Raw genomic sequence first — 25,310 nt, 5'->3', positions numbered from 1 at the left:
AAATGTCACTGGAAAACCGTTATCAAACTTTTGCTGATTATATAAATTTGAGAAAAATTATTTGTATGAAAAATTCAATTGGTAATAAAATTCTCGAAATCCGAAAATCAAAAGGACTTACTCAAGAGGAGTTAGCTGAACTATCAAAAGTTAACTTAAGAACAATTCAAAGAATTGAAAACAATAAAAATGAACCCAGAGGAAATACCTTAAATTTGATTTGTGATGTACTTGAAATTGATAGTAATTATTTGATAAATAAAATTGAACAAAACAAAGGTGAATTTATTGGTTCTTTGATTGTTAACGGGATTTTTCTTGTACTACTAAACTTATTTTTGATGTTAATTATCGGATTTTTAACTTTAGACTCAAATGCAAATATAAATAGCCGAATTGGAGCTTTATTGTTAAGCTTTTTCATTCCTTTTTTTATAGTGCTGTTAACTCAAAAAATGAATGCATTTGAAAGAATGCTAAAATTTGGAACAGGCTTTTTAGTATATATTATTTTGTTACTGGTAGTTCAAGGCTTTCGAGAAGGGTTTGGTATAGGGTTTAGAACAGGTTTGTTCCTATGCTTAATAATTTCGGTGGGAGTTTTATACTATGGAAAAGTTATTTTGAAATTGACAAAATAAAACATTATACAACTCAGTTTATAAAAAATTGCTGTTTTAGTTCTAATCTTATGGCAATAGCTTGTCTGTTTACATCTGATTTTCCTTCCTAAAATCGTTTCACTCGAGGATGTAGCTCTTTTTATGCATAAATTTCAGTTATAGTTAGGGTTTTCTGGTGCGTTACTCCAAATACTATAATCATCACCAAACTCTAACATTTTTTCTTTCCAAAATGTTTCGTAATTTTTTCCAATAATGCTGTTTTTGTAAATATTTTCAGTAACTACCCAAGAATTTGACTTTAATTCATTTTCCAATTGGTTAGCATCCCAACCAGAATAGCCTAAAAAGAATTTAATATCGTTTTCACTTATAGTACCTTTGGCTATAAGTTCGGCAACATTATTAAAATCGCCACCCCAGTAAATGCCTAAAGAAATTTCGATACTATTAGGTATTAATTCAGGTATTTTATGAATAAAATACAAATTATCTTGTTCTACAGGACCACCATTATAAACCTTAAAAGTAGCCTCAACCTCTGGCACTAAATCATTTATAGTGTATTCTAAAGGTTTATTAAGAATGAAACCTATAGAGCCTTCAGATGAATGATCTGCTAATAAAATAATGGATCGGTTAAAAGAAATATCGCCAATTATGGTAGGTTCAGCGATTAACAAATTGCCTTTTTTTGGTGTAATTGTAACCATATTATATAGGAATTAGTAACTAAATCTAATATTTATTTATTAAAAAAACAACTGTTTTAATAAATTATAAAAAAAAGCCTTCAAAATTTGAAGGCTTTTATATTATTAAAGAGGTAAAAATTAATTTATTGCGTTTGATAAATCTGCTCCAGCTTTAAACTTTACAACTTTTTTAGCTTTAATTTTTATAGTAGCTCCTGTTTGTGGGTTTCTGCCTTCTCTTGCAGCTCTTTTAGAAACTGACCAAGATCCAAAACCTACTAAAGAAACTCGGTTGCCTTTTTGTAAAGCACCTTCAATTTCAATAAGTGCACATTCTAATGCCTTTTTAGCAGCTGCTTTAGTAATTCCAGCATGTTCTGCCATTGCATCGATTAAATCTGTTTTGTTCATAATAAAAAAATTTAATTATTAATAAATTGGTTAAACATTTTGTTAAATCCTATTACAAATTTATACGGATTATGCATTCATGCAAGTAATGGCAATGGAAATGCGTAGTATTGTTAATAACTTAGTTCTTTTGTTGATAAAGAATGTGTGTTTTATCGAGTTTTTTATTAACTTCAATATTTACAAGGGTTTACATCATTTTTGCATTGGCTTCAAATGTGTAACCATTTAAAAGCGATTTTACATCCATTGTACGTTTTCCTGGAAGCTTGATTTCTTTAATAATTATGTAACCGTTTGATACGGCTACTTTTAATTCTTTTTTTGTTGAAACAATATCACCATTATTAAGGGTATGGCTTGTTTTTTCTTTTTCTGCTGAATATACTTTAATATCTAAATTATCCTTTCCATTTTCTAGCATACACCAAGCAGCAGGATAGGGGCTTAACCCTCGAATTAAATTATAAATGTTATCTATTGAATCGTTCCAATTAATTTTACAATTATCCCTATCAAGTTTGTAAGCGGTTTTTATTTCAGAAGTTTCTTTTTGGGGCGTTGTTTTAACTGTTTTATTTTGAATAGATTCTACTGTTTTTAGAACCAATTTGCTACCAATTGTCATTAATGCATCGTGTAAACTGCCTGCATTTTCTTCAGGATTTATATTAATACTTTCCTGAAGAATCATATCACCTGTGTCAATTTTTTCATCAATAAAGAAGGTGGAAACACCTGTTTTTGTTTCACCATTAATAATTGCCCAATTAATTGGTGCAGCACCACGGTAGTTTGGTAACAACGAAGCGTGTAAATTAAACGTACCATATTCAGGCATTTGCCATACTACTTTTGGTAACATTCTAAATGCAACTACAATTTGAAGGTTGGAGTTAAGCAACTTTAAGTCGTTTAAAAAGGTTTCGTTTTTTAAATTTGTTGGTTGTAAAACGTTTAGGTTTTGAGAAACAGCATATTGTTTTACAGCACTTTCATTAAGTTTTTGTCCGCGTCCTGCAGGCTTGTCGGGTGCGGTAATTACACCTACAATATTATAATTGGCTTCAACCAATGTTTTTAATGTAGCTACTGCAAAATCGGGCGTGCCCATAAAAACGATTCTTAAATTTCTCATAAATGACTTAATTTATAGGTGTTTGTTGGTGTTATTGAAATAATATGATGTTCTAAAAGTAGTTTTAAAACGGTTTTTAATTCGGCTTCGCTGCAATTTAACGCAGCAATCATGTTTCTTGATGATTGGTCGCCGTTTTCCAATAGTTCTATAACACGGTTTTTTATTGTATTAGTATCTTGTGGTTTAAAGTTTTTTTTAGTGCTTGCACAAACTGAGCAGATACCGCAGGGTTTCGAGTCTTTTTCGCCAAAATAGGCGAGTAGTTGCATGCTTTTACAAGTGGTTTCGTTTTCAACATAACTAAGCATAGACTTAACTTGCTGTTGTTTTAATTCGTTTTGTTGTTCTATAATCGATGCAATACGGTTTATGGTTTTATCATCTTCTCGTGGTTCAATAAAAGTAACTTGCGCATCGGTTTTAGCTAAATGTAAATTAATGACTTCGTCGCTAGCTAATTTTTGAAGTACTTGTGTAACGTTATTTTCGTTGGTTGAAGCTTTTTCGGCAATTTTATGTAAATCAATTTTGCAATCATGGTCAAAAATTCCACCATACATACGAAGCATCGATTTTACTATTAAGTTGAAATTAGCATGGTTTTCCAAATAGCTAAAAAGTGTAGAGCTTGCTACTATAAATTGTACAGAAACCTTATTTTTAAATTGCTTTGATAAGGTGATAATGCTATTTCTATCTAATAAAAGTAACGCATTGTAAGCTAAAACAGCACTGAAATTATAGGTTTTACAGAAGGAATTAAAATCGAAATCAAATGTTTCATAGGCACCTTCACCATATGAAATTTGAAAATAACTACACAGTTTTCTGTACACCTGCTTTACAAAATCTACATTTGGTAATACGTTTAAAAACTGATTTTTTACTAAAACTTCATCGCTATTATTTTTCAAAATAACAGCAAACGCTTTTTCGCCATTTCTACCAACACGTCCAGCTTCTTGAAAATAACTTTCAATACTTTCGGGTAAGTTTAAATGGATAACTGTTTTAACATCGGGTTTATCTATTCCCATACCAAAAGCATTGGTAGCAACCATAACTTGTTTGTTGTTTTGCAACCACAAAGACATATTATTTTCTTTTTCGGTATTGGTTAACCCACCATGATAGTAAGTTGCCGATATTTTTTTTGAATTTAAAAATGCTGAAACTTCTAGAGTTAACTTTCTATTTCGAACGTAAATAATAGACGGTTCTTTGTACTTTTTTAAAATAGCTTCTAAGCGATAGTATTTATCGTTTTCATGATACACCATATAACCCAAATTAGGGCGGAAAAACGATTGTTTAAATAGTTTTGGCTGAATAAAATCGAGTTCTTTTATGATATCATCAACCACCTCTGGTTTTGCTGAAGCTGTTAGGGCTACAACATTTACCGTTGGTTGCAATTGGCGTAAAAGCGTAATGTTTTTATATGCTGGTCTAAAATCGCTTCCCCATTGCGAAATGCAATGCGCTTCATCAACCGCAATTAAATTTACATTCATTTGCTTAATACGTTCTTGAACTAGCTCTTGTTGCAAACGCTCTGGTGAAAGGTATAAAAACTTGTAATTGCCGTAAATACAATTATCTAAAAGTGTATCTAATTGGCTGTAAGTTATACCGCTTGTAAGTGCCATGGCTTTTATGCCTTTATCGTTTAATTGCTGTACTTGGTCTTTCATTAAAGCAATTAAAGGTGAAATTACAATGCATATACCATCTTTTACTAACGCTGGAATTTGAAAACATATTGATTTACCACCACCTGTAGGTAATAATACAAAGGTATCTTCGCCCTCAAGAACCGCGTTTATAATAGCTTCTTGTTCAGGGCGAAACTTGGTATAATTCCAATAGCGTTCAAGTATGTTTATGGGTTGTTCCATTTATGGCTTTAAAGCGTTTAAAATGAAATTTGTTCTATATTCTACGGTACCAAAAGGTACGTCAATTAAATTATAATTAAATGCTTTGTAGGTGTTTAGTAAATGGTCGTGTATTGCTTGTGCTTGATTAAAATTTTCATAACGTTCGTTATCGCTTATGTAAATTTCTTCCCAAGGTTTTAAAATAAAAACGGTATCATAAACGGCATTTTCACAGGCTTCAACAAAGTGTTTTGGGTATGTATTACCAATGTAATTCATATAAGCGAGCACATCGTGAACGCCTCTATCAAAAAAAGTAATTTCAGATTGTAAATAATTGGCTTGTTCAAATTGTTGTATTCTGCCTTTTAGAAGAAGTTTGCTAAACAATAGCGGTTCGGTTAAAAATAGTTGTTCAGTGCCTTTTTTTTGTGCGTCTAGTATTATTTGTCGTGAAATTTCTTCAAGACAGGTATAACCGTTTTTTATTAATTGGTTTATTAATGTGGATTTTCCTGTTCCTGGACCACCTGTGATTACAACTTTTTTTGAGTTCAAATGTGAAAATTTAGCTGTAAAATTAAGAATTAACAATTGATAATTGATAATTAACAATGGAGAATTGACGATTTTGCTGTGCAATTCACAAATAACGCGTTAGGGATTGAAACGGTATCCTTTTGTTTTTCTTCAAGTTACTCTCTTCTTTTAGGCATGACAATTACTTAAATATGGATTCTTGTCTTTGCGGGAATGATAAAAAACAAAAGATATAATGTAAAGCCCGACCCTTGTGGTAACGCCCAAATTTTAATTATAGTAAAAAATAGAAATTAACTGTATATTTGCTACATATTAAAATGCTATGAGTACACCTCCAAGTTCGGATGAATTTTACCAAAAATTAAGAACACAATTATATGAAACGGCTAGTTGGCCATCGGAATATTTATATAAATTTATTATTAAAACCAATGCTGATAAAATTGTAGAAATTGAAGCTGTTTTTGATAATATGGGTGCTGTTATTAATACAACCGAGAGTAAAAACGGAAAATACACCAGCGTTTCTATTAACTTAATTATGCAAAACCCTGAGGCAGTTATAGAAAAATACAAAGAAGTTACAGAAAAGGTGGAAGGCGTTATTAGTCTTTAATTTTTTTTTGTACTTTGCACTGGCATAACAACTACATGCCCTAATATTAACTCTACACCATTATTTTGACAATAGACGATTTAGAATACAACACAGAGCGTGAACATTTAATTATACCTGAATATGGGCGTCATATGCAGAAAATGATTAATCATGCTAAAACCTTAGAAACAAAAGAAGAACGTAATAAAGTTGCTAAAGGCATTATTGCCGTAATGGGCAATATGCAACCACATTTGCGCGATGTTCCAGATTTTCAACATAAACTTTGGGATCAACTTTTTATTATGGCAAATTTTGAATTGGATGTAGATTCGCCTTATGAAAAACCTACAAAAGAACTTTTGGAAGAACATCCAGAACCGTTAGGTTACCCACAAAATTTTCCGAAATATCGTTTTTATGGCAATAATATTAAAACCATGATTGACGTTGCAAATACATGGGAAGATGGCGACCTTAAGGAAGCCTTAACTTATACCATTGCAAACCACATGAAAAAGTGTTTTTTAAATTGGAATAAAGACACGGTAGAAGATGATGTTATTTATGGGCATTTATACGAACTTTCTGGAGGAAAAATTAATTTAAAAAATACAGATGAAGATTTATCGGACGCAAGTAGTTTATTGCGTACAAAAACTAAATTTTCTAATAATAACAACAGTAAAAAAGGCGGGCATCATAAAAAGAACCCGTCTAATCATAAAAGAAAACGCTTCTAAAACTATATGGGAACATTTAAAATTGAAGGTGGTCACCAATTAAAAGGTAGTATTAAACCACAAGGTGCAAAAAATGAAGCGCTACAAATTTTATGCGCAGTTTTGTTAACACCAGAACTGGTTACAATTAATAATATTCCAGACATAGTTGATGTTAATAAACTAATTAGCTTACTTAAAAAGTTAGGTGTTAAAGTAGAAAAACTGTCTCAAGGTACCTATACCTTTCAAGCAGATGATGTTAACTTGAAGTATTTAGAATCGGACGAATTTAAAGTTGATGGTCGCGGGTTACGTGGTTCAATAATGATTGTCGGTCCTATGTTAGCACGTTTTGGTAAAGGTTATATACCTAAACCAGGTGGCGATAAAATTGGTAGACGCAGATTAGATACACACTTTGAGGGCTTAATTAATTTAGGCGCAAAATTTAGATATAGTAAAGAAGAACAGTTTTATGGTGTTGAAGCCGATAAACTAAAAGGTGCTTACATGCTTTTAGAAGAAGCATCTGTTACCGGAACTGCCAATATTGTTATGGCTGCGGTTTTAGCTGAAGGGCGTACTACTATTTATAATGCCGCTTGCGAACCTTATTTACAGCAATTATGTAAAATGCTGAACAGAATGGGCGCGAAAATAAGTGGTGTTGGTTCTAATATGTTAATTATTGATGGTGTTGATAGTTTAGGCGGAACAGAACATACCATGCTGCCAGATATGATTGAAATTGGTAGCTGGATTGGGTTGGCAGCTATGACTAAAAGTGAACTAACCATTACCAATGTTTCTTGGGATGATTTAGGTGTTATACCTGCTACCTTTAGAAAATTAGGTATTACAGTTGAAAAGCGCGGAGACGATATTCACATACCAGCACATACCGATGGTTATGAAATACAGAGTTTTATTGACGGCTCCATTTTAACAATTGCTGATGCGCCTTGGCCAGGGTTTACTCCTGATTTATTAAGTATTATTTTGGTGGTAGCTACACAAGCCAGAGGTAGTGTTTTAATTCACCAAAAAATGTTTGAAAGTCGTTTGTTTTTCGTGGATAAATTGATTGATATGGGTGCTAAAATTATTCTTTGCGACCCACATAGAGCGACTGTAATTGGTCACGATTATAAATCTACTTTAAAAGCAACAACAATGACATCGCCAGATATTCGTGCTGGAGTTTCGTTGTTAATTGCTGCATTATCAGCTAAAGGCACTTCAACCATTCAAAATATAGAACAAATAGATAGAGGTTACGAACGTATTGACGAACGTTTACGTGCTATTGGTGCTCATATTGAACGAATTGAGTAGATATTCAATATTAAACAAAGATAGATTATCACATAAAAAAGCATTTCTACAAAAATAGAAATGCTTTTTTATTACAAGATAGTATAAAGTTTACTCGTGTTTCTTTCTCCAAAAATTAGCTAATAAAGACCCTGAAATATTCATCCAAGGACTAAAAACTGCTGCGGCTAAACCAACAGTTGCCAATTTCCCCATAGAACCTGCTAAGCCAGATGCCATACCGCCATTTTGCAAACCAACTTCTAATGCTACCGTTCTGCTAGAATCTTTATCTAAACCTAAGGCTCTGCTTATCCAATACCCAAATGTGTAGCCTAAAGCATTGTGAATGATAGATGCTAGTAATATAAAAATGCCAATGGTAAGAATGTTATCCCGACTTGCTGCGGTAGTAACCGTTGTAAAATACACAATACCAAACATGGATAAAATGGGCATAAAGTTGTGAATTTTAGGTTTAAATGTAATTACATGGTAATATAGTTTCCCAACAATAACAGCTCCAAACAGAAAATTAAAAAGTTCTGCAATAAGCATTGTATTTGCTGAAGATTGGGATTGTAAAAACGTCCAAAATCCAAAAATCATTGCTAATAACCAAGCGCAAGCTACGATGAAAACATAATTCACACGCTTTCGTAAAATACGCGAACCATTAGCATAAGCATCATAAAGTAGGGCAGAACCAATAGGAACGATAACAATTTTTATAATTTCAACACACATATTAAGAAAATTAATCTCTACATAAGTGCCAGCTAAAAGCTTCATCATAAGTGGCGTCATAATAGGTGCTAACAAGGTTGCAACAGCTGTTAAAGTTACCGATAGTGTTAAATTTGCCTTTGCAATAAACACCATTACATTAGATGCTAAGCCACTTGAACAAGACCCAATAAGTATGATTCCTGCAGCTATTTCTGGTTCAAAAGTAAAAACACGCGTTAGTAGATAACCAACAATGGGCATGATGGAAAACTGACAAAGAATACCAACAAATACACCTTTTCCCATGGTTTTTATACCTAAAAAATCTTTGATACTCATCTGTGTTCCCATGCCAAACATAACCACTTGAACTACGATAAGAATGAGCCATTTATTTCTTAAATCGAAGTTTCCCCATTTTAAAAATGCAGATGGATAGAACATGCCACAAACAATAGCAACTAAAATCCACGCGGTATATTGGTAGCTTTTCAAAGATTTTACTGACCGTATGCCGATTGATAATGCTATTGCTGAAACCACAGCTAATGGTGCAATTAAACTATTCAAATCAATAACAACTACTAGTAAAAGAACAAATGTTGCTACTAAACCTAACCAAAGTGTATACTTTTCTACCTGCTTCATAGGCTTATAATATTTCAGATAAATATGCCATAGCTATCTCCGGACTTGCTAAAATAGGTACTTTTTTATCGGCTTCAGAAAGTTGTCCAACTACGCGCGCCATAGATGCTTGTGCCAATAAAATAACATCAACCTTTTCAGCTAATTCTTTTAATGCTGAAGCTACCATAGTATCGTGCACTTCAGGTTTTCCGCCCATTAAAGCTTCAAAAGCACCTTCGCACAGTTTTGATGTTATTTCTACATCTTTACCTAAAATTACAGCACGCCTTTTAACTAAATCGCTTGTAGGCTCAAGAGTTGTTGGTAATGTTGCAATAACGCCTATTTTTTTTCCAGATAAAACTGCTTTGTCTGCCATTGGTTGATCAACACGTAATACAGGAACTTTTGTTAATGGAACTGCACTTTCTACGGCAGCACCTATTGATGAACAGGTTACCATGATATAATCGGCACCAGCTTCTTCGGCAGAACCAATATAATTCACTACTCTACGCGATGTATCTGGTGTTACTTTACCGCGTTCAATGGTATTTTTTATCAAACTATCATCAACAATATTGAATATTTTAATGTCTTTTCCTTTTAAATGTTTATCAATTAAATCTTGAAATAAAGGCACTAAAGTTGCCGATGTATGAATAAGTGCTAATGTTTTTGCCATAATATTTTATGTTTTTTACTAAATTTTTCCTTTTTGTAAAGCTAAAAAATAGGTTTCATCACCTACTTGACCGCCTTTTAAATTTACTTCCATATTGTTTACTGGTGAATTAGGTGCAAAAGCACAACACATTGGTGCACCTGTAAATACGGGTGCAATCATTTCAACAGCTACAATACCCAATTCTCTAGCTACGTAACTAGAGGTATCACCACCAGCAATTACCAAGCGTTTTACAGGAACTTGTTCTAAAGCACCTCTTGCTGATTGTCCTAAAATTTTTCCGAAACGTTTTGCTGTTTGTGAACGAATTTGTTGTTCGTCCCAACCTTTTTTATTGAAAAATGCTTTGGTTTCTTGTACTCGTGGGTCGTCTGGTCCTTTTGATGTGTGTAAAATAACGCTTTTACCTGATTTTAAGAATGATGCTATTTTTTCTTGGTATTCTGAAATGAATTTTATTTCTGAAGTTTCATTTTCTAAGGCTTGTATTGAAACTGAAATATCTTCAAAACCATTAGCAATTGCCCAATTAATTTGAGATGCGGTAACAGGTGATACACTACCAGAAAGTACCAATATTGGTTTACATTCTGATAAAGTTTTCCAATTATTACGTTGGTTTAAAATTCCTTTTGTTGCCCAAAAATCGCCCAATGCTTTTTCAATTCCTGAAGAACCTACTGAAAAAAGCGGTGTTTTTTCATCCACTTCATTATCAATTATGTTACCAATAGTTTGCATTTGATTTTCATACATCGCATCAAAAAAAACAATTTTATTACCAGAATTGATTTCTGCGGAAAGTTTTTCTTTTATTTCAGAAATATCTTTGTTTAAATCAACCAAATCAATCAAACTCATAGGCAAATTGGTTTGTTTAGATAAATGAACTCTTAAATCACTTTCGTGTGAAGGCGTAATGGGATGCTTACTCATTGATGGATGTTTGTCTAAACGATAAATAGCACCTTTACTGCCAATACCCATACGCGCATACAAATTTCCGAAAGACGAATAGCGTCCTAAATTTGGTGCTGCAACTAAAATGGGAGTGAATTTATTATTAAATGTTTCAATACCACTTTGAATGGCGGTTCCTATATTTCCTATTTCTGGCGACGAATCAAATGTCGAGCATACTTTATAATGAACATGCCTCGGGTTTAATTTTTTTAATGATCGAAAGGCTTCATCAAGTTCTTGTTTCATGGCTTCGGGTACCATAGAACGGGTCATGCCTGCAACACCAATAGCATCTAAATTGGTGAATTTATCTAATAATTCTTTTGTTGGATTTTGAAGAAAAAGAACTGTTTTAGCACCTGCACGACTTAAAAACTCTAGTGCATCGGTAGAACCCGTAAAATCATCACCATAAAAAGCTAATAAAATATCTTTTTTGCTTTGCATTATTTACTTATCTCCAAATTTTATAACCGATTCCCCGAACTCTTTATATTGTTTTGCAGTTTCTTCTAAACTCATGCCTTTTACAGCCGAATCCCAAGCTTGGTGTAAAGCACGAACACCACCTGTAGGACCTGATGGATGTGCCATAATACCACCACCTGCCATATAAAGCAAATTGGTAGTTTGTGTTCTTTTATAGGTTTCAAAAGCTTGTCCGCCCCATTGTCCTGAAGAAACAACAGGAATAACAGATTCATTATTTAAAAACGGTGTATGGCATGATTTTATAGAACGAACAACAGCATCATCCGATTCCCAAAATTTATTTTTTATGCCGTTTACATGCATTTGATCGACACCAGCTAAACGCCAAATTTTGTTGTAAGCTGGAAAATTTATTCCTAAAAGTGGATGGCGGTTAAGCATACCCCAACCATTTCTATGGCCATGTATAGAAAGTTCTCCCCAATCGCAAATTTGCTTAACACCTGCCCAACCTACACTATTTATACTAAGCATAGCACACGTTCCGCCGGCATTCACAACTGTTTCGTAATTGGCTTTCATGGTATCCAAATCGCCCGTAATATTAAAAGCATACATTATTTTTTTACCAGTTTTATCAGCAAATACATTAATAACCTTCATAATTTGTTCCACACGAGCAGCAAAAGGTGAATTTGCAGATGAGCCTAAAAGTTCGTCATCTTTAACAAAGTCAATGCCTGCTTCGGCTAAGGTTTTTACTAAATTGGCTGTATAATCTGGTGTTAAGCCAATACTAGGTTTTATAATTGTGCCAATCATAGGGCGTTCTTCACCAACACTTGCTAATTGCTTAGTGCCTTTCATTCCGAATTTTGGACCTTGAAAATGATTTTTATACGATTCTGGTAATTCAAAATCGTCTAATTTTAAGCCTGTAAATTGACGTAATTCATATAAGTTTCCTTGAAGTGTTGATATTAAGGTTGGAATATTATATCCAAAATTTTCAACAGACCATGATACTGTTACTTTAGCGCGTTTGTAAATTTTGTTTGCAATTATTTCACCAGGTATGCTTGGTTCGTTTACTTCATTAAGTATTTCAATGTTTTCAACTCTGGCTGCAAAACGCGTTTTTAGTTCGTCGGTTTCACCAGGAACTGATACAAAAGTTCCGCTAGATTGTTCGCCTGCAAGTACTGCTGCGGCTTGTTCAACGTTATAAGGTGTTTCAATAAGATACGTTGCTTGTATTCTTTCCATGTATTTAAATAACTGAAAATTAGATGATTTAAAACATAAAATGGGTGCTTTTAATTATGATGAACCACATTTTAATGTGCTAAATATATAAGTTTAAAATTAATATTTATTTAATAATTAAACTTCGACCTTTATTATAAATTATCAAAATTTAGATTTTAGGCTATTAAAGTCTATTGGTTTATATTCGCAAATAAAAAATAGAAGATGCTTAAAGCTGTAATTTTTGACATGGATGGTGTTATAATTGAAAGTGAACCATTGCACCATTACGCGTATCATAAAATGTTTGAAGATGTTAATGTTGAAGTAACGGATGTACTTTATGAATCGTTTACAGGAAAATCAACCATAAACGTTTGTAAACAAGTATGCGATGTTTTTAATTTGAAAGAAACACCAGAATATTTAGTGTCTTTAAAACGCAAGCATTTTGAATATATATTTAATAACGATCCAAATTTTGATCTTATAGAAGGTGTTTTAGATTTGATAAAAGATTTGCATCGCAACGAAATAACTTTAGTTGTTGCTTCATCTGCAACTATGCCAAGTATTGAACGTATTTTTAATAAGTTTGATTTGAATCGGTACTTTGTTGCAAAACTAAGTGGTGCCGATTTAAAAGAGTCAAAACCACACCCTGAAATTTTTATAAATGCTGTTAAAGAATCTGGATTTAGTGCAGATGAATGTATTGTGATTGAAGATTCAACCAACGGTATTGAAGCCGCAAAAGGCGCAGGTGTATTTTGTTTAGGATTTGATAGTTTTCACTCTAAAAATCAAGATTATAGTAAAGCCGATTTTGTGATTAAAAATTTTAATGAATTGTCTTATTCTAAACTAAGTAGTTTACTTTAAAACTGCATACCCAAAATTTACCGAGAAAGGTACACACCAAACAATAACATGATTATATTTAGTAAAATCTACGTTTGCGGGTAATGTGTATTCATAAGTGCCATCAACCCCTTTTAAAGCACCTAATGAAATATAATCTGAACCAGAAGTATTGGTAGCTAAATATATTTCTAATGATGGTCCGCTATCTGTTTTAAAATTGGTTAATGATAAAATAGTTTTTTCAGTATTAACACTAGCTTTTCCTGAAGTTGGGTGTGCACTCGAAACAAAATTACCTTGAAATAGGGGTGAAGGTGTCATGTCTTGCATATCCATTTTGTCATCTTCCATCATTGGAGAATCTGAACTTGAACACGATTGAAATGTAATAAAAACTAAAAAAATAAGATAAAAAATGCGCATGATGATTCAATTTTAAATTCCGTTTTTCGTCGAAGTAAAAAATTGAACCTTACAAAATAATTTATTTATAGGTTTTCTTTTGCTTGATTCGCTTTTGCGATAATGGCTTTTAACCGTTCTTTCCTTAGTTGTTCTTCAGCTTTCTTCTTATTAATTTTTTGATTCATTAATTTGGAATGCTTCGCTTTATTTTTAGTGTTTTTATCGCGACCAGTTTTCGCCATGGCATCTATTTTTTATAATGCTTTTTATAGCCTAGATATGCAAAAAAGCCTAATATAATAACAACACCAACTGTGATAGCAATAATGTTGAAACTTGCAATTTGTTGTCCAGATTGGTATGAATGTAAACCTGATAAGTAAAAATTAACTCCAAAATAAGTAAAAATAATACTTGAAAAAGCTATTATAGACATCAAATTGAAAAACCAACGCCCACGAAGTCCTGGAACCAAACGCAAGTGTATTACAAAGGCATACACCATAATACTAATTAAAGCCCATGTTTCTTTTGGATCCCAACCCCAATAACGTCCCCAACTTTCATTTGCCCACATACCACCTAAAAAGTTTCCTATGGTAAGCATAACTAAACCTACTGTTAACGCCATTTCGTTAATTATAGTAAGTTCTTGAATGTTTAAATCCATTTTTGCTTTGTTTTTTTGTGTTGTGAAAATCATTAATAATAAGGAAACAACACCCAAAATCATACCTAATGTAAATGGACCATAACTTGCCACAATAACTGCCACATGTATCATTAACCAATAGCTATTTAATACAGGTTGTAGGTTTGCAATGGCTGGATCCATCCAATTCCAATGGGCAATCATTAATAACATAGCTGTTACAAAGGCGGTTGAGGCTACGGTTAAATCACTTTTTCTTCCGAAAGCTAAACCAAAAAACATGGTTGCCCAAGCTACATAAATCATCGATTCATAAGCATCACTCCAAGGTGCGTGACCAGATATGTACCAACGAACTATTAAGCCCAATGTGTGCAAAATAAATAAACCTAAAATGATGAATTTAAAAACAGTTATTGAATTATTTATTGCTTTACTTTTCTCTTTGAAAATTTGAACAATTAATAAGATGAACAATATGCTGCCGGCATACAAATACCAACTAAATAGCTTTTTAAAAATATCGTATTTGTTGTAAAGTACTTCAGTGTTAATTTTATCATCACTTAGCATTACCGATGCACCAAGTTGATGCTGTGTTTTTTTGAAAGCATCCAAAAGTTTTGTGGCTTCAGAAAAATTTCCGGTTTGTTTAGCAGCATTAAGTTTTATTAAATACATTTTAAACCCATTCTTTATAAAATTTCCGTAGAGTGAATCTTGAATTTTAAAGTCGCCGTGTTGGTATTCATTGGCTGAAATCCATTTGTTGTTTTCGTCGTTTGGAACAGGGAATATTTTTAATGAAGCACCTTCAATGGTGTTATATAGTAAATTAACTCGCTGGTCGGCTTCTTTAATTTGTGTTTGATATCCATTAGGTGCCAATGCTTTATAGGCTTCGTCTAGAAATGGGGTTAATTTATATTCACCTCTTTCTGTAAAAAAATCGGCAAGTGTTACATATTTTTCTTTTGAATCGACTTGAATGATATGACGTATTGTATCCGCCTTTTTTGCTGTTAAATAGATAATAGGTACATTATACCACAGCATTGGACTTTCTTGCATAGATAGAAACACTTGGTTAGCATCAAAATCTTCATAAGTATCGTGTTTACTTAATTTACGAAGCATTTCAGAGGCATAAGTGTTTACAGGCATCATGCGTCCACTTAAATCTTGGATAACCAAATGCCCAAAAGCATCGGCATGTTCTTTTGGGGTAATGTTTGCGGCTAATATAGAATCTATTTGCGCTTTAGTTGGTTTTGTATTGTGATTATGCCCGTCATTATCAGTATGTGTTTGGGCAAAGGTATTTAAGCTAAAACACAAGAATAATACACCCAATAATTTCGTTTTTTTAGTTTTTACTTTTTCAAGCATTACTTTTAAATCGCCAAAACGAGAACCTTTTGCAAAAAGAATAGCCATCAACCCAAAATAAAGTAAAAAGTAACCAATATAGGTTATTAAAGTTCCCCAATAATCATGGTTTACAGACAAGATTGTACCTTTTTCATCTGGGTCAAAACTTGATTGGAAAAAGCGATAACCTCCATGGTCTAAAATATTATTCATGAAAATTTTATAGTCAAAATTCCCTGTTTCTTCATCTATAACGGTTACTTGACTTGAATAGGATGAATAGCCTTTTTCTGTTCCTGGGTAACGTTCTGCTTCAAAATCGTTTAATTTTATAGCGAATGGTAACTCCATTACTTTTGAACCGTATTTAAAAGCGAAATCTAATCCGCCAATTTTAATTTGTTTAAACGCATTGTTCATACCTTTTCCACCAAGTAAACCAACACGTTGTGTTTCACCATTGGCAGTTACTTTAAACACAGCACCATCTTCATCATTCTTTAAAATTTGCGATTTTTGAACAATATCAAAAACACCTTTAACAACAGGTTTTGGAAATACCATTTGCATATCGCCAATTACATAACGCGCACGCAACATTAATGGTTGTAAACTATCTTTAGCTAAAGTGCCTTGCGCCATGGTAGCCATTACCATATATTCACCTTCAAAAGGCGATTTTATACTTAATGAATCATTTTTGTAGGTTATGTTAATAGCACCATCAGTAGGTTTGTTAAGTGCAAAAAGTATGTTGTGAATACTTTGTACTTCGCCAACTTTTAAAAAGTGATTGTGTGCGCCACCACCGCCAGCTTCAACTATTTTTAAATAAGCTTCGCCTGTTTCATTTGGAATGATATCTTCTTCTGCACCTTTAATAAATTTTTCTAATTCAATGGAAACAGGTTGTTTGTTGTAGTTGGTTTCAATTTTAAAATGGTTTTCTAATCGTTCTGAAAAATCAACTTCACGTTCAATAGGTAAACGTTGTGCAACACCATCAATTTCATAATCACCATCAATATAGGTTGTTAAATATGTTTTTTGTGAAAGAAAGGTGTTTTCGGTAGCGCCTTCTCTAATAGCCATCATACCTTCAAAACTGATGTATCTGGTAATAAAAGCACCTAAAAGAATGAATATGAACGCTAAATGTAATATTAAAGTCGCCCATTTTTCCTTTTTAAGTAATTGATATCTAAAAATATTACCCACAAAGTTGATAACAAAAAATACCATAATAGCCTCAAACCACCACGCATTATAAATTAAATTTCTAGTATATGGTGTAGGCGATGTGCTTTGACCAGCATCTAAAAAAGTACCTGTAGCCATAGCTGCTGCAAATACAATAAATAAAATAGCGGTAAGACGTGTTGAAAAAAGAATTTTGGCGAGTTTATTTTGCATAATAAGAACCCATTTTAAGGTCGGGCAAATTTAAGTATTTAAGTTTATTTTGAAGTGTTAAAGTTTGTGAAAATGAGATAGGACAGATGACCGAAGACTGAAAACGGATGCTGAGACTAAAAACTATTTTATTTACCTCGTGCTTCAAAAATTTTTAAATACAAAAATGTTCCCATTTTACGGGCGCGTTCTTTGGCGTTTTGGGCATAATCACCTTCAAAAAGTTCATCAATAGTTTCAAACCATAGGTTTAACCATAATCCGAAATGAAGTTCGGAAATACTGTTACTATTTTCTTTATCTACTTTAACATGTACTTCAAGTGGATTCCCTAAATATTTGGTTTTTAAAAATAAACTAGCTTCCCAAAAGGTAGTAAGGTTTTCTAAATGTGCATCCCAATCTTTTATAACATCATTAAAAAAAGGCATTAAAACAGCATCTTTTCTAACTTTTTTATAGAAAGAAGACACTAATAAATATACATCTTCTCTGGTTTTAATATCTGGTTTCATATCTCACAAAATTACAATTTTTATCTAGCAAAGGAGCAAAGGCGCAAAGTTTTGATTTTTTAAAAAAGTGATTGCATACTAGGCTAACTTTTAACTCATAACTTTCAACTTTCAACTTTTCTTATGTATTTTCGCAAAATGATTTCAGTAGTAATTTTAGGTGCTGGCAATGTTGCTACACATTTGTATAAAGCGTTTTGTAAAATTGATGAAGTATCAGTAACTCAATGGTACAACAGAAGTTTAGATGCTATTAGAACATTTAAAAATGATGTTTCAATTACAGATGATTTAGCACAACTTAATGAAGCTGATGTATATATTTTAGCGGTTAGTGATGATGCTATAAAAATGCTTTCAACTCAATTACCTTTTGAAAACAGATTGGTAGTACATACATCAGGTGCAGCGAGTTTGTATGATATAGACAAAAAGCATAAACGCGGTGTTTTTTACCCATTACAAACTTTTAGTAAAGCTGCCGAAATTGATTTTGCTAATGTGCCTATTTGTATTGAAGCACTTGAAAGTACAGATTATCATGTGCTTAAAAAAATGGCAAAAGCCCTAGGAAGTCCAACAAAAAAGGTAAATACCGATCAGCGTAAAGTATTGCATCTAGCAGCAGTTTTTGTAAATAACTTTACAAATCAGCTTTACAGAGTTGCACATGAAATTACCGAAAGTGAAGGTGCAGAATTCGATCTTCTAAAACCACTCATTTTAGAAACTGCTAAAAAAGTACAAAATGTATCGCCTTACATGGCACAAACTGGTCCAGCAAAACGCAATGATAAAAAAACGTTGAGAAAGCATTTAAAGCTTATAAAAAATAAGCATCATACAGATATTTATAACCTATTAACAACCTCTATACAACAAACCCATGGAAGAAAAAAGCTATAAAGAATATTTAAACCACATTACCACGTTTATTTTTGATGTAGATGGTGTTTTAACCGATTGTAATGTTTTAGTAACCACAACAGGTGAATTACTACGAAGCATGAATGTTAAAGATGGTTTTGCTTTAAAGTTTGCTGTAAATGCTGGTTATAACGTTGCTATTATTTCTGCAGGAACTAATGAAGGCGTAAAATTGCGTTTAGAAAGCTTAGGTATTAAAACAGTATATTTAGGTGCACATGATAAAATAGTTCAGTTTGAAGACTATATAAAAACCAATAACATCAAACCTGAAAATGTACTATATATGGGTGATGATGTTGCCGATTATCCTGTAATGAAAGTTGTAGGTTTGCCAACTTGCCCACAAGATGCGATACAAGAAATTAAAGGTGTTTCAAAATACATATCGCACAAAAAAGGAGGCGAAGGTGCCGCTAGAGATGTTATTGAACAAGTATTAAAAGTACAAGGAAAATGGGCGTTTTAAAATTGCTTTAGGATTTAAGCTGTATGCTTTAGGCAATATTTCTTTCAACTATACAACTTTACAATTTTGAACTATTTAAACCTTATCCGCTGGAAAAATTTAATACTAATTGCTTTAACGCAATTACTTATTAAATATGCTCTTTTAGAGCCTTTTGGTGTTCAAATAAGTTTAAATGCATTAGGTATTAGCCTTTTAGTTTTAGCAACCCTTTGTATTGCAGCTGCAGGAAATATTATTAATGATATTTATGATGTTGAAACCGATTTTGTAAACAAACCCGATAAACTTATTATTGGTAAATCAATTTCCGAAAAAACAGCGTATAACCTTTTTATTGGTTTTAATGTTGTTGGTGTAGGTATTGGTTATTATGTGTCCAATTTAGTTGGTCGAGATGCCTTTTTTTCGCTGTTTGTTATCATTTCTGTATTGCTTTATGTGTACGCCAGTTATTTAAAACAAACACTGTTAATAGGAAATATTGTTGTATCTATTTTGGTGGCACTTTCTATATTAATTGTTGGTGTTTTCGAGCTGCTTCCTACCATTACAAGTTTAAATCAGCAAACACAATTAACGTTTTTTAAAATTATTTTCGATTATGCATTGTTCGCATTTGCCATTAATTTGCTTCGTGAAATAGCTAAAGATATTGAAGATATTAATGGCGATTATAAAGCTGGCATGAACACATTGCCAATTGCTATTGGTACAGAGCGTGCTACAAAAGTACTGTTTGCATTAACAATTATATGTTTACTTTTTATCGTGTATTACGTTATTAATTCACTTTACAAAAACCAAGTTGCAGTGCTTTATTTTTTAGTTTTGGTTATTGGTCCGTTGCTTTATAATTGTATTAAAATTTTTAGTTCTAAAACAAAAAAGGAATTTCATCAAATTAGCAATGTATTTAAATTAGTACTATTTTTTGGAATGCTTTCATTACTTTTATACAAGTATATTTTATTATAATGCTGAACGATAAATTAAAAAAATACAACCTTATTTTAGCTTCAGGTTCACCTAGAAGACAAGAATTTTTTAAAGCTTTAGGATTAGATTTTGAAATACGTTTAAAGCCAATTGCAGAAGAATATCCACCAAGATTAACCCATTTCGAGATTAGTGATTATTTGGCGCAATTAAAAGCATTGCCATATAAAAACGAACTAAAACCCAACGATATTCTAATTACCAGCGATACTATTGTTTGGCATAACAATCAAGCTTTAGGAAAACCTAGAAATGAAGCCGAAGCATTTCAAATGATAAAATCGTTAAGTAACACTACACACGAGGTAATTACATCAGTTTGTTTCACAACCCAAATGTTTGAAAAAACATTAAATACCGTAACAAAAGTTACTTTTAAAAATTTAACGGACGCTGAAATTGATTATTACATAAAAACATGCAAACCTTTTGATAAAGCAGGTGCGTATGGTATTCAAGAATGGATAGGATTTATAGGTGTTACAAAAATTGAAGGTTCTTATTTTAACGTTATGGGATTGCCAACACATACAGTTTACAAAACATTATTAGATATCGTTAATGTTAACCAAAATGAACTGTAATTTTTAAACAGTATTATTATCTTTACTAAATAATTTATATTTAATTTTTTCCATGTTATTAAATTTTAAAGGCGAGCTTATAGCAACTACCGTAGTTGTATTAGCGTTGTTATTAATACGCTATATTACCAATTTCACAATAACCAAAATTGCTAGAAAAAACGAAATAAACGAAGCTAGAATTAGGCTAATTAGAAGATATGTAACCATTACTTTATTTTTAATTGGAATACTTTTAGAAGCTTATGTTTTTGGAACGCAGTTAAGAGAACTAGCGGTTATTTTTTCATCGGTATTTGCAGTAATAGGCATTGGTTTGTTTGCTATTTGGTCAATTTTAAGCAATATTACTTCAGGAATTATTATGTTTTTTTCATTTCCATATAAGGTTGGCGATAAAATTGAAATACATGATAAAGATTTTCCACTTGAAGCCATTATTGAAGATATTGGTGCCTTTCAACTTCACTTGCGTTTAGATAATGGTAATCTTGTAACGTATCCAAACAATCTTATGTTACAAAAAGCAGTAACACTTATTGAAAAAGATGCAATAGACGATGATGCAGAATTTATCTAAATAGTTATATATTTATATAATGGGCAAAAACAGAATTAAAAAACACAACAAAAAACTAGGAAAACCACCTGGAAGCGTTATTTATACAGGTAATAAATCGTCTAAAAAATTATTTATTGAAGCTTTTGATTATAACGTTGAAAGATGTAATGAAAAAGAGCTAACAACTATTGAAGAAGCTTTTAATTTTAAAGGTTCAGATTCTGTTACTTGGATAAATATAAATGGGTTAAACCATGTTGAAGAAATTGAAAAATTAGGTAATCACTTCAATTTACATCCTTTAGTTTTAGAAGATATTGTAAGCATTTCTCAGCGCCCAAAAATTGATGAACATGAAGATTATTTATTTGTAGTTGTAAAAATGCTGTATCATGCAAATGATGAAAGCATAGTTGCAGAACAAGTTAGTTTTGTTTTGGGTAAAGGCTATGTATTATCTTTCCAAGAATCTGAAGGTGATGTTTTTGATGCTGTAAGAGAACGTATTAGGCAAGGAAAAGGTAGAGCACGAAGCATGCAAGCCGATTACTTGTTATACATTTTAATGGATGCTATTGTAGATCATTATTTTACAATAATTGAAACTTTAGGAGAAAAAATTGAAGATTATGAAGATGCTATTTTTTCAGGGCATGTAGGCAAAACAATCAATAAAGATATTCAAGATTTAAAGCGAGAAATATTAAGAGTACGTCGGGCAATTTTTCCGCTTCGCGAAGTAATTAATCGTATTGAAAAACACGAAAGTCCACTTATTCTAAAAAAAACAAAAACGTTTTACCGCGATATATACGACCATTTAATTCAAGTGTCTGAGAACATCGACATATACCGCGAAATGATTTGGAGTTTAATGGATATGTACATGACAACCATTAGCAACAAAATGAATGAAGTAATGAAAGTACTAACCATAATGGCTTCTATTTTTATTCCATTAACATTTATTGCAGGTATTTACGGTATGAACTTCGATTATATTCCAGAGCTTCATTATAAAAATGGGTACTATATTTTGTGGTGTGTTATGATTGCTATGTTTTTAGGCATGCTATATTATTTTAAACGTAAGAAGTGGCTTTAGGTTTAGTCCTTAATCTTTGGTTATTTGACCTTAGTAATTGTTAATAGGCTTTAGATAATTCACTAATTAATACCACTTTTATAACATCCATTATATATCTTTTATCTATAACTTCAACAACGTTAAATAAACATTAAAAGCACTAAAATCCCTCTATTACTTTGTTATATTTGGTTTTTTAGCTAACTAAATACGTATGCAAAGAGTTTTACTTTTATTAATATTTTTATTCACTTTTTCGCTTTTACAAGCCCAAAAACCAATAACACCAACATCTTCAGAGATTTTTGAATCCATTCAAAAACTTAATTTTTTAGGTTCTGTGTTGTACATAGCTGCACATCCTGATGATGAAAATACGCGCCTTATTGCATATATGGCAAACCATGTAAAGGCACGAACAGCCTATTTATCACTAACACGTGGTGATGGCGGACAAAACCTTATTGGTCCAGAAATAAGAGAACTTTTAGGTGTTATACGTACACAAGAACTGTTGGCTGCAAGACGAATTGATGGCGGCGAACAGTTATTTACGAGAGCTAATGATTTTGGTTTTTCAAAAGAGCCTGAAGAAACCTTAAATATTTGGAATAAAAAAGATGTTTTAAGCGATGTTGTTTTGGCCATTAGAACCTTTAAACCAGATATAATTATTAACCGTTTTGACCACCGAACACCTGGTACAACACACGGACATCACACAAGTTCTGCCATGTTAAGTTTTGAAGCTTTTGATTTGGCTGGTGATAAAAACGCCTATTCTGAATTATTAAAAGACGCTGGCGTTTGGAAACCGAAACGTTTGTTTTTTAATACCAATTCATGGTTTTACCGTAATCAAGAAGAATTTGATAAAGCCAATAAAGGCAATACGATAAACTTTGATATTGGTACGTATTACCCACTTAAAGGAATGTCTAATAACGAATTAGCGTCTTTAGCAAGTAGCCAACATTTATGCCAAGGTTTTGGCAGATTATCACAGCGTGGTTCACAAAAAGAATATTTAGAGTTTTTAAAAGGTGATGCATTATCTAATAAAGACAATATTTTTGATGGTATTGACACCTCTTGGAATCGTGTAAAAGGCGGTAAAGCCATTGGCGATATTTTATGCGCAATAGAAAATAATTTCAATTTTAAAAATCCATCGGGTCACATTCCTAAGTTGCTTGAAGCTTATAAATTGCTTCAGAATATAGACGATTTACATTGGAAAACTCAAAAAACCAAAGAACTTACAGCAATTATTGAAATGTGTGCTGGTTTATATTTGGAAGCTTCAGCAGAAGTGCCTTCAACAACATTAAATCAATCGGTTAAAATTAATATTGAAGCTTTAAACAGAAGCAACCAAAATATTGTTTTAGAAAGTATTACTCAAGGTGATGGAAAAACCATTTCAAAACAATTAGCGTTGAAAAATAACGATTCTGAAAAGTTTGATACAGATTATTATATTTCTAGCGAAGAAAAATACACATCAGTATATTGGTTAAATAAAAAAGGCACATTAGGTATGTATGAGGTTGAAAATGAAGCCTTCATAGGGAAACCAGAAACGCCTAAAAGTGTTAAAGTAAACTTCAACTTAAAAATAAATGATATACCATTTTCTATAACTAAAACTGTAGTACATCGCTATTCAAAACCAGATAAAGGTGAGTTGTATCGTCCGTTTGAAATTATTCCAGAAGCTTCGGCTAAAATTTCAGATAAAGTCATCATTTTTGAAAATGATAAACAGCGCGATATTACAGTTATTGTAAAAGCTGGACGCGATAATTTAGAAGGATTTGTTGAAGTTTGCCATCCAAAAGATTGGAATATTTTTCCTGAAAAACAAAAAGTAAGCATCGTTCATAAAGGCGAAGAACAACAACTTTCGTTTACGGTTATTCCTCCAAAAAATCAAAGTGAAGGTTACATAAGTCCAATTGTTCACGTAAACGATTCAGATTACACCAAAGAACTTATTGAAATAACATACGAACACATTCCTTATCAAACCGTTTTATTACCAAGTGAAAGTAAAATTGTGCGTTTAGATATTAAAAAGAAGGGTGAAAATATTGGTTATATTGCTGGTGCTGGTGATGTAGTTCCTGAAAGTTTACTGCAAATAGGATACAATGTTTTAACTATAAAACCAGAAGATATTAACGCAGAAACGTTAAGCAGATTTGATGCTATTGTGGTAGGGATTCGTGCTTACAATACTTTAGAAAACATTGAATTTAAACAACAATTACTATTTGATTTTGTAGCAAAAGGCGGTAATATGATTGTGCAATACAATACAAGCCGAGGTTTAAAAACAAATACATTAGCACCATATAATTTAAAATTATCGAATGATCGTGTAACCGATGAAAATGCTGAAGTTAGGTTTTTAAACCCTAACCATCCGCTTTTAAATTATCCTAACAAAATTACCCAACACGATTTTGAAGGTTGGACACAAGAACGCGGTTTGTATTTTCCTAACGAATGGGGAAGTGAGTTTACGCCAATTTTATCAATGAATGATAAAAATGAATCGCCAAAAGATGGTAGTTTATTGGTTGCTAAACACGGAAAAGGGTATTATATCTATACAGGTTTAAGCTTTTTTAGAGAATTTCCAGAAGGTGTTTCGGGCGCATACAGGTTGTTTGCCAATATGCTTTCCATAGGAAAAGAAGATTTAAAACCAAGCACGAAGCTAAATAATTAGATATGAATAACGAAAAACAAACCAAACAACCTTGGTTAAAACTTTACTCGATAGTTTTAATAGCTAATTTGGTGTATATCATAGCCTTTTACTTAATTACTCAAG

25 protein-coding genes are annotated in these 25,310 nt (G+C 32.2%); 12 read left to right on the top strand and 13 right to left on the bottom strand.

Features of this window, described 5'->3' with window-relative positions:
* Positions 1–2 precede the first annotated feature (2 nt).
* Complete coding sequence (locus ACFQ1R_RS12765) at positions 3–641, top strand: helix-turn-helix domain-containing protein (RefSeq protein WP_379926634.1); 639 nt, start codon at positions 3–5, stop codon at positions 639–641.
* 134 nt (positions 642–775) lie between these two features.
* On the opposite strand, the gene ACFQ1R_RS12760 is transcribed toward ACFQ1R_RS12765, so the two are convergent.
* From ACFQ1R_RS12760 to ACFQ1R_RS12740, 5 genes are all read right to left on the bottom strand, one after another.
* Positions 776–1,336 (bottom strand): YqgE/AlgH family protein, encoded by a 561-nt coding sequence (locus tag ACFQ1R_RS12760; RefSeq protein ID WP_379926632.1) that lies wholly within the window; start codon positions 1,334–1,336, stop codon positions 776–778.
* 120 nt (positions 1,337–1,456) lie between these two features.
* On the bottom strand, positions 1,457–1,729 hold the full coding sequence (locus ACFQ1R_RS12755; RefSeq protein WP_379926630.1) for an HU family DNA-binding protein: 273 nt from the start codon (positions 1,727–1,729) through the stop codon (positions 1,457–1,459).
* 190 nt (positions 1,730–1,919) lie between these two features.
* The gene (fmt, locus tag ACFQ1R_RS12750) at positions 1,920–2,867 is read right to left on the bottom strand and encodes a methionyl-tRNA formyltransferase (RefSeq protein ID WP_379926629.1); all 948 of its coding nucleotides are present in this window, start codon (positions 2,865–2,867) and stop codon (positions 1,920–1,922) included.
* On the bottom strand, positions 2,864–4,768 hold the full coding sequence (locus ACFQ1R_RS12745; RefSeq protein ID WP_379926627.1) for a RecQ family ATP-dependent DNA helicase: 1,905 nt from the start codon (positions 4,766–4,768) through the stop codon (positions 2,864–2,866). Before ACFQ1R_RS12745 ends, fmt begins: the two co-directional genes overlap by 4 nt.
* Positions 4,769–5,308, bottom strand: a complete 540-nt coding sequence (locus ACFQ1R_RS12740) for an AAA family ATPase (protein ID WP_379926626.1) — start codon at positions 5,306–5,308, stop codon at positions 4,769–4,771.
* Positions 5,309–5,615: 307 nt separating this feature from the next.
* On the opposite strand from ACFQ1R_RS12740, the gene ACFQ1R_RS12735 reads away from it, so the two are divergent.
* From ACFQ1R_RS12735 to murA, 3 genes are all read left to right on the top strand, one after another.
* A complete protein-coding gene (locus ACFQ1R_RS12735) occupies positions 5,616–5,909 on the top strand; it encodes a DUF493 family protein (RefSeq protein WP_379926625.1) in 294 nt (97 codons plus the stop codon).
* Positions 5,910–5,974: 65 nt separating this feature from the next.
* The gene (locus ACFQ1R_RS12730) at positions 5,975–6,634 is read left to right on the top strand and encodes a DUF4290 domain-containing protein (protein WP_379926624.1); all 660 of its coding nucleotides are present in this window, start codon (positions 5,975–5,977) and stop codon (positions 6,632–6,634) included.
* Between the two features lie 6 nt (positions 6,635–6,640).
* Positions 6,641–7,951: a UDP-N-acetylglucosamine 1-carboxyvinyltransferase gene (gene murA, locus ACFQ1R_RS12725; RefSeq protein ID WP_379926623.1), complete on the top strand. Its 1,311-nt coding sequence runs from the start codon at positions 6,641–6,643 to the stop codon at positions 7,949–7,951.
* Between the two features lie 90 nt (positions 7,952–8,041).
* On the opposite strand, the gene ACFQ1R_RS12720 is transcribed toward murA, so the two are convergent.
* From ACFQ1R_RS12720 to ACFQ1R_RS12705, 4 genes are read right to left on the bottom strand one after another with little or no spacing between them, the layout of a single operon-like run.
* On the bottom strand, positions 8,042–9,307 hold the full coding sequence (locus ACFQ1R_RS12720; RefSeq protein WP_379926622.1) for a bile acid:sodium symporter family protein: 1,266 nt from the start codon (positions 9,305–9,307) through the stop codon (positions 8,042–8,044).
* A gap of 4 nt (positions 9,308–9,311) precedes the next feature.
* Positions 9,312–9,974, bottom strand: a complete 663-nt coding sequence (locus ACFQ1R_RS12715) for an aspartate/glutamate racemase family protein (RefSeq protein ID WP_379926620.1) — start codon at positions 9,972–9,974, stop codon at positions 9,312–9,314.
* A gap of 18 nt (positions 9,975–9,992) precedes the next feature.
* Entirely contained in the window at positions 9,993–11,387 is a 1,395-nt protein-coding gene (locus ACFQ1R_RS12710; protein ID WP_379926619.1) for a four-carbon acid sugar kinase family protein, read from the bottom strand.
* Between the two features lie 3 nt (positions 11,388–11,390).
* Positions 11,391–12,638, bottom strand: a complete 1,248-nt coding sequence (locus ACFQ1R_RS12705; protein WP_379926618.1) for a ribulose-bisphosphate carboxylase large subunit family protein — start codon at positions 12,636–12,638, stop codon at positions 11,391–11,393.
* 207 nt (positions 12,639–12,845) lie between these two features.
* Here ACFQ1R_RS12705 and ACFQ1R_RS12700 point away from each other — a divergent pair, with 207 nt between their 5' ends.
* Complete coding sequence (locus ACFQ1R_RS12700; protein ID WP_379926617.1) at positions 12,846–13,502, top strand: HAD family hydrolase; 657 nt, start codon at positions 12,846–12,848, stop codon at positions 13,500–13,502.
* Here ACFQ1R_RS12700 and ACFQ1R_RS12695 read toward each other — a convergent pair.
* From ACFQ1R_RS12695 to ACFQ1R_RS12680, 4 genes are all read right to left on the bottom strand, one after another.
* Positions 13,494–13,907, bottom strand: a complete 414-nt coding sequence (locus ACFQ1R_RS12695) for a DM13 domain-containing protein (RefSeq protein ID WP_379926616.1) — start codon at positions 13,905–13,907, stop codon at positions 13,494–13,496. The genes ACFQ1R_RS12700 and ACFQ1R_RS12695 overlap by 9 nt on opposite strands.
* Before the next feature lie 65 nt (positions 13,908–13,972).
* Positions 13,973–14,131, bottom strand: coding sequence for a hypothetical protein (locus ACFQ1R_RS12690; protein WP_379926615.1), 159 nt, complete (start codon positions 14,129–14,131; stop codon positions 13,973–13,975).
* 5 nt (positions 14,132–14,136) lie between these two features.
* The gene (gene ccsA, locus ACFQ1R_RS12685) at positions 14,137–17,325 is read right to left on the bottom strand and encodes a cytochrome c biogenesis protein (protein ID WP_379926614.1); all 3,189 of its coding nucleotides are present in this window, start codon (positions 17,323–17,325) and stop codon (positions 14,137–14,139) included.
* Positions 17,326–17,453: 128 nt separating this feature from the next.
* Positions 17,454–17,840, bottom strand: a complete 387-nt coding sequence (locus ACFQ1R_RS12680) for a group III truncated hemoglobin (RefSeq protein ID WP_379926613.1) — start codon at positions 17,838–17,840, stop codon at positions 17,454–17,456.
* A gap of 123 nt (positions 17,841–17,963) precedes the next feature.
* On the opposite strand from ACFQ1R_RS12680, the gene ACFQ1R_RS12675 reads away from it, so the two are divergent.
* The 7 genes from ACFQ1R_RS12675 to ACFQ1R_RS12645 all read left to right on the top strand — a co-directional run bounded on the left by ACFQ1R_RS12675 (position 17,964) and on the right by ACFQ1R_RS12645 (position 25,205).
* Positions 17,964–18,746 (top strand): Rossmann-like and DUF2520 domain-containing protein, encoded by a 783-nt coding sequence (locus ACFQ1R_RS12675; RefSeq protein WP_379926612.1) that lies wholly within the window; start codon positions 17,964–17,966, stop codon positions 18,744–18,746.
* On the top strand, positions 18,727–19,236 hold the full coding sequence (locus ACFQ1R_RS12670; RefSeq protein WP_379926611.1) for a KdsC family phosphatase: 510 nt from the start codon (positions 18,727–18,729) through the stop codon (positions 19,234–19,236). The genes ACFQ1R_RS12675 and ACFQ1R_RS12670 overlap by 20 nt, the downstream gene beginning before the upstream one ends.
* A 66-nt stretch (positions 19,237–19,302) precedes the next feature.
* Positions 19,303–20,214 carry a geranylgeranylglycerol-phosphate geranylgeranyltransferase gene (locus tag ACFQ1R_RS12665; protein WP_379926610.1) on the top strand — a complete coding sequence of 304 codons (912 nt, stop codon included), beginning with the start codon at positions 19,303–19,305 and terminating at the stop codon, positions 20,212–20,214.
* Positions 20,214–20,819 (top strand): Maf-like protein, encoded by a 606-nt coding sequence (locus ACFQ1R_RS12660; RefSeq protein ID WP_379926609.1) that lies wholly within the window; start codon positions 20,214–20,216, stop codon positions 20,817–20,819. The genes ACFQ1R_RS12665 and ACFQ1R_RS12660 overlap by 1 nt, the downstream gene beginning before the upstream one ends.
* A 52-nt stretch (positions 20,820–20,871) precedes the next feature.
* On the top strand, positions 20,872–21,399 hold the full coding sequence (locus ACFQ1R_RS12655) for a mechanosensitive ion channel domain-containing protein (protein WP_379926608.1): 528 nt from the start codon (positions 20,872–20,874) through the stop codon (positions 21,397–21,399).
* A gap of 19 nt (positions 21,400–21,418) precedes the next feature.
* Entirely contained in the window at positions 21,419–22,486 is a 1,068-nt protein-coding gene (corA, locus tag ACFQ1R_RS12650) for a magnesium/cobalt transporter CorA (protein WP_379926607.1), read from the top strand.
* Between the two features lie 196 nt (positions 22,487–22,682).
* Positions 22,683–25,205, top strand: coding sequence for a PIG-L family deacetylase (locus tag ACFQ1R_RS12645; protein WP_379926605.1), 2,523 nt, complete (start codon positions 22,683–22,685; stop codon positions 25,203–25,205).
* Positions 25,206–25,310: the final 105 nt, after the last annotated feature.

It is taken from the genome of Mariniflexile jejuense, assembly GCF_042675665.1.
GTDB lineage: Bacteria > Bacteroidota > Bacteroidia > Flavobacteriales > Flavobacteriaceae > Mariniflexile > Mariniflexile jejuense.
The sequence above is the reverse complement of the archived record's forward strand: the minus strand, read 5'-3'. Positions and strand labels throughout refer to the sequence as shown.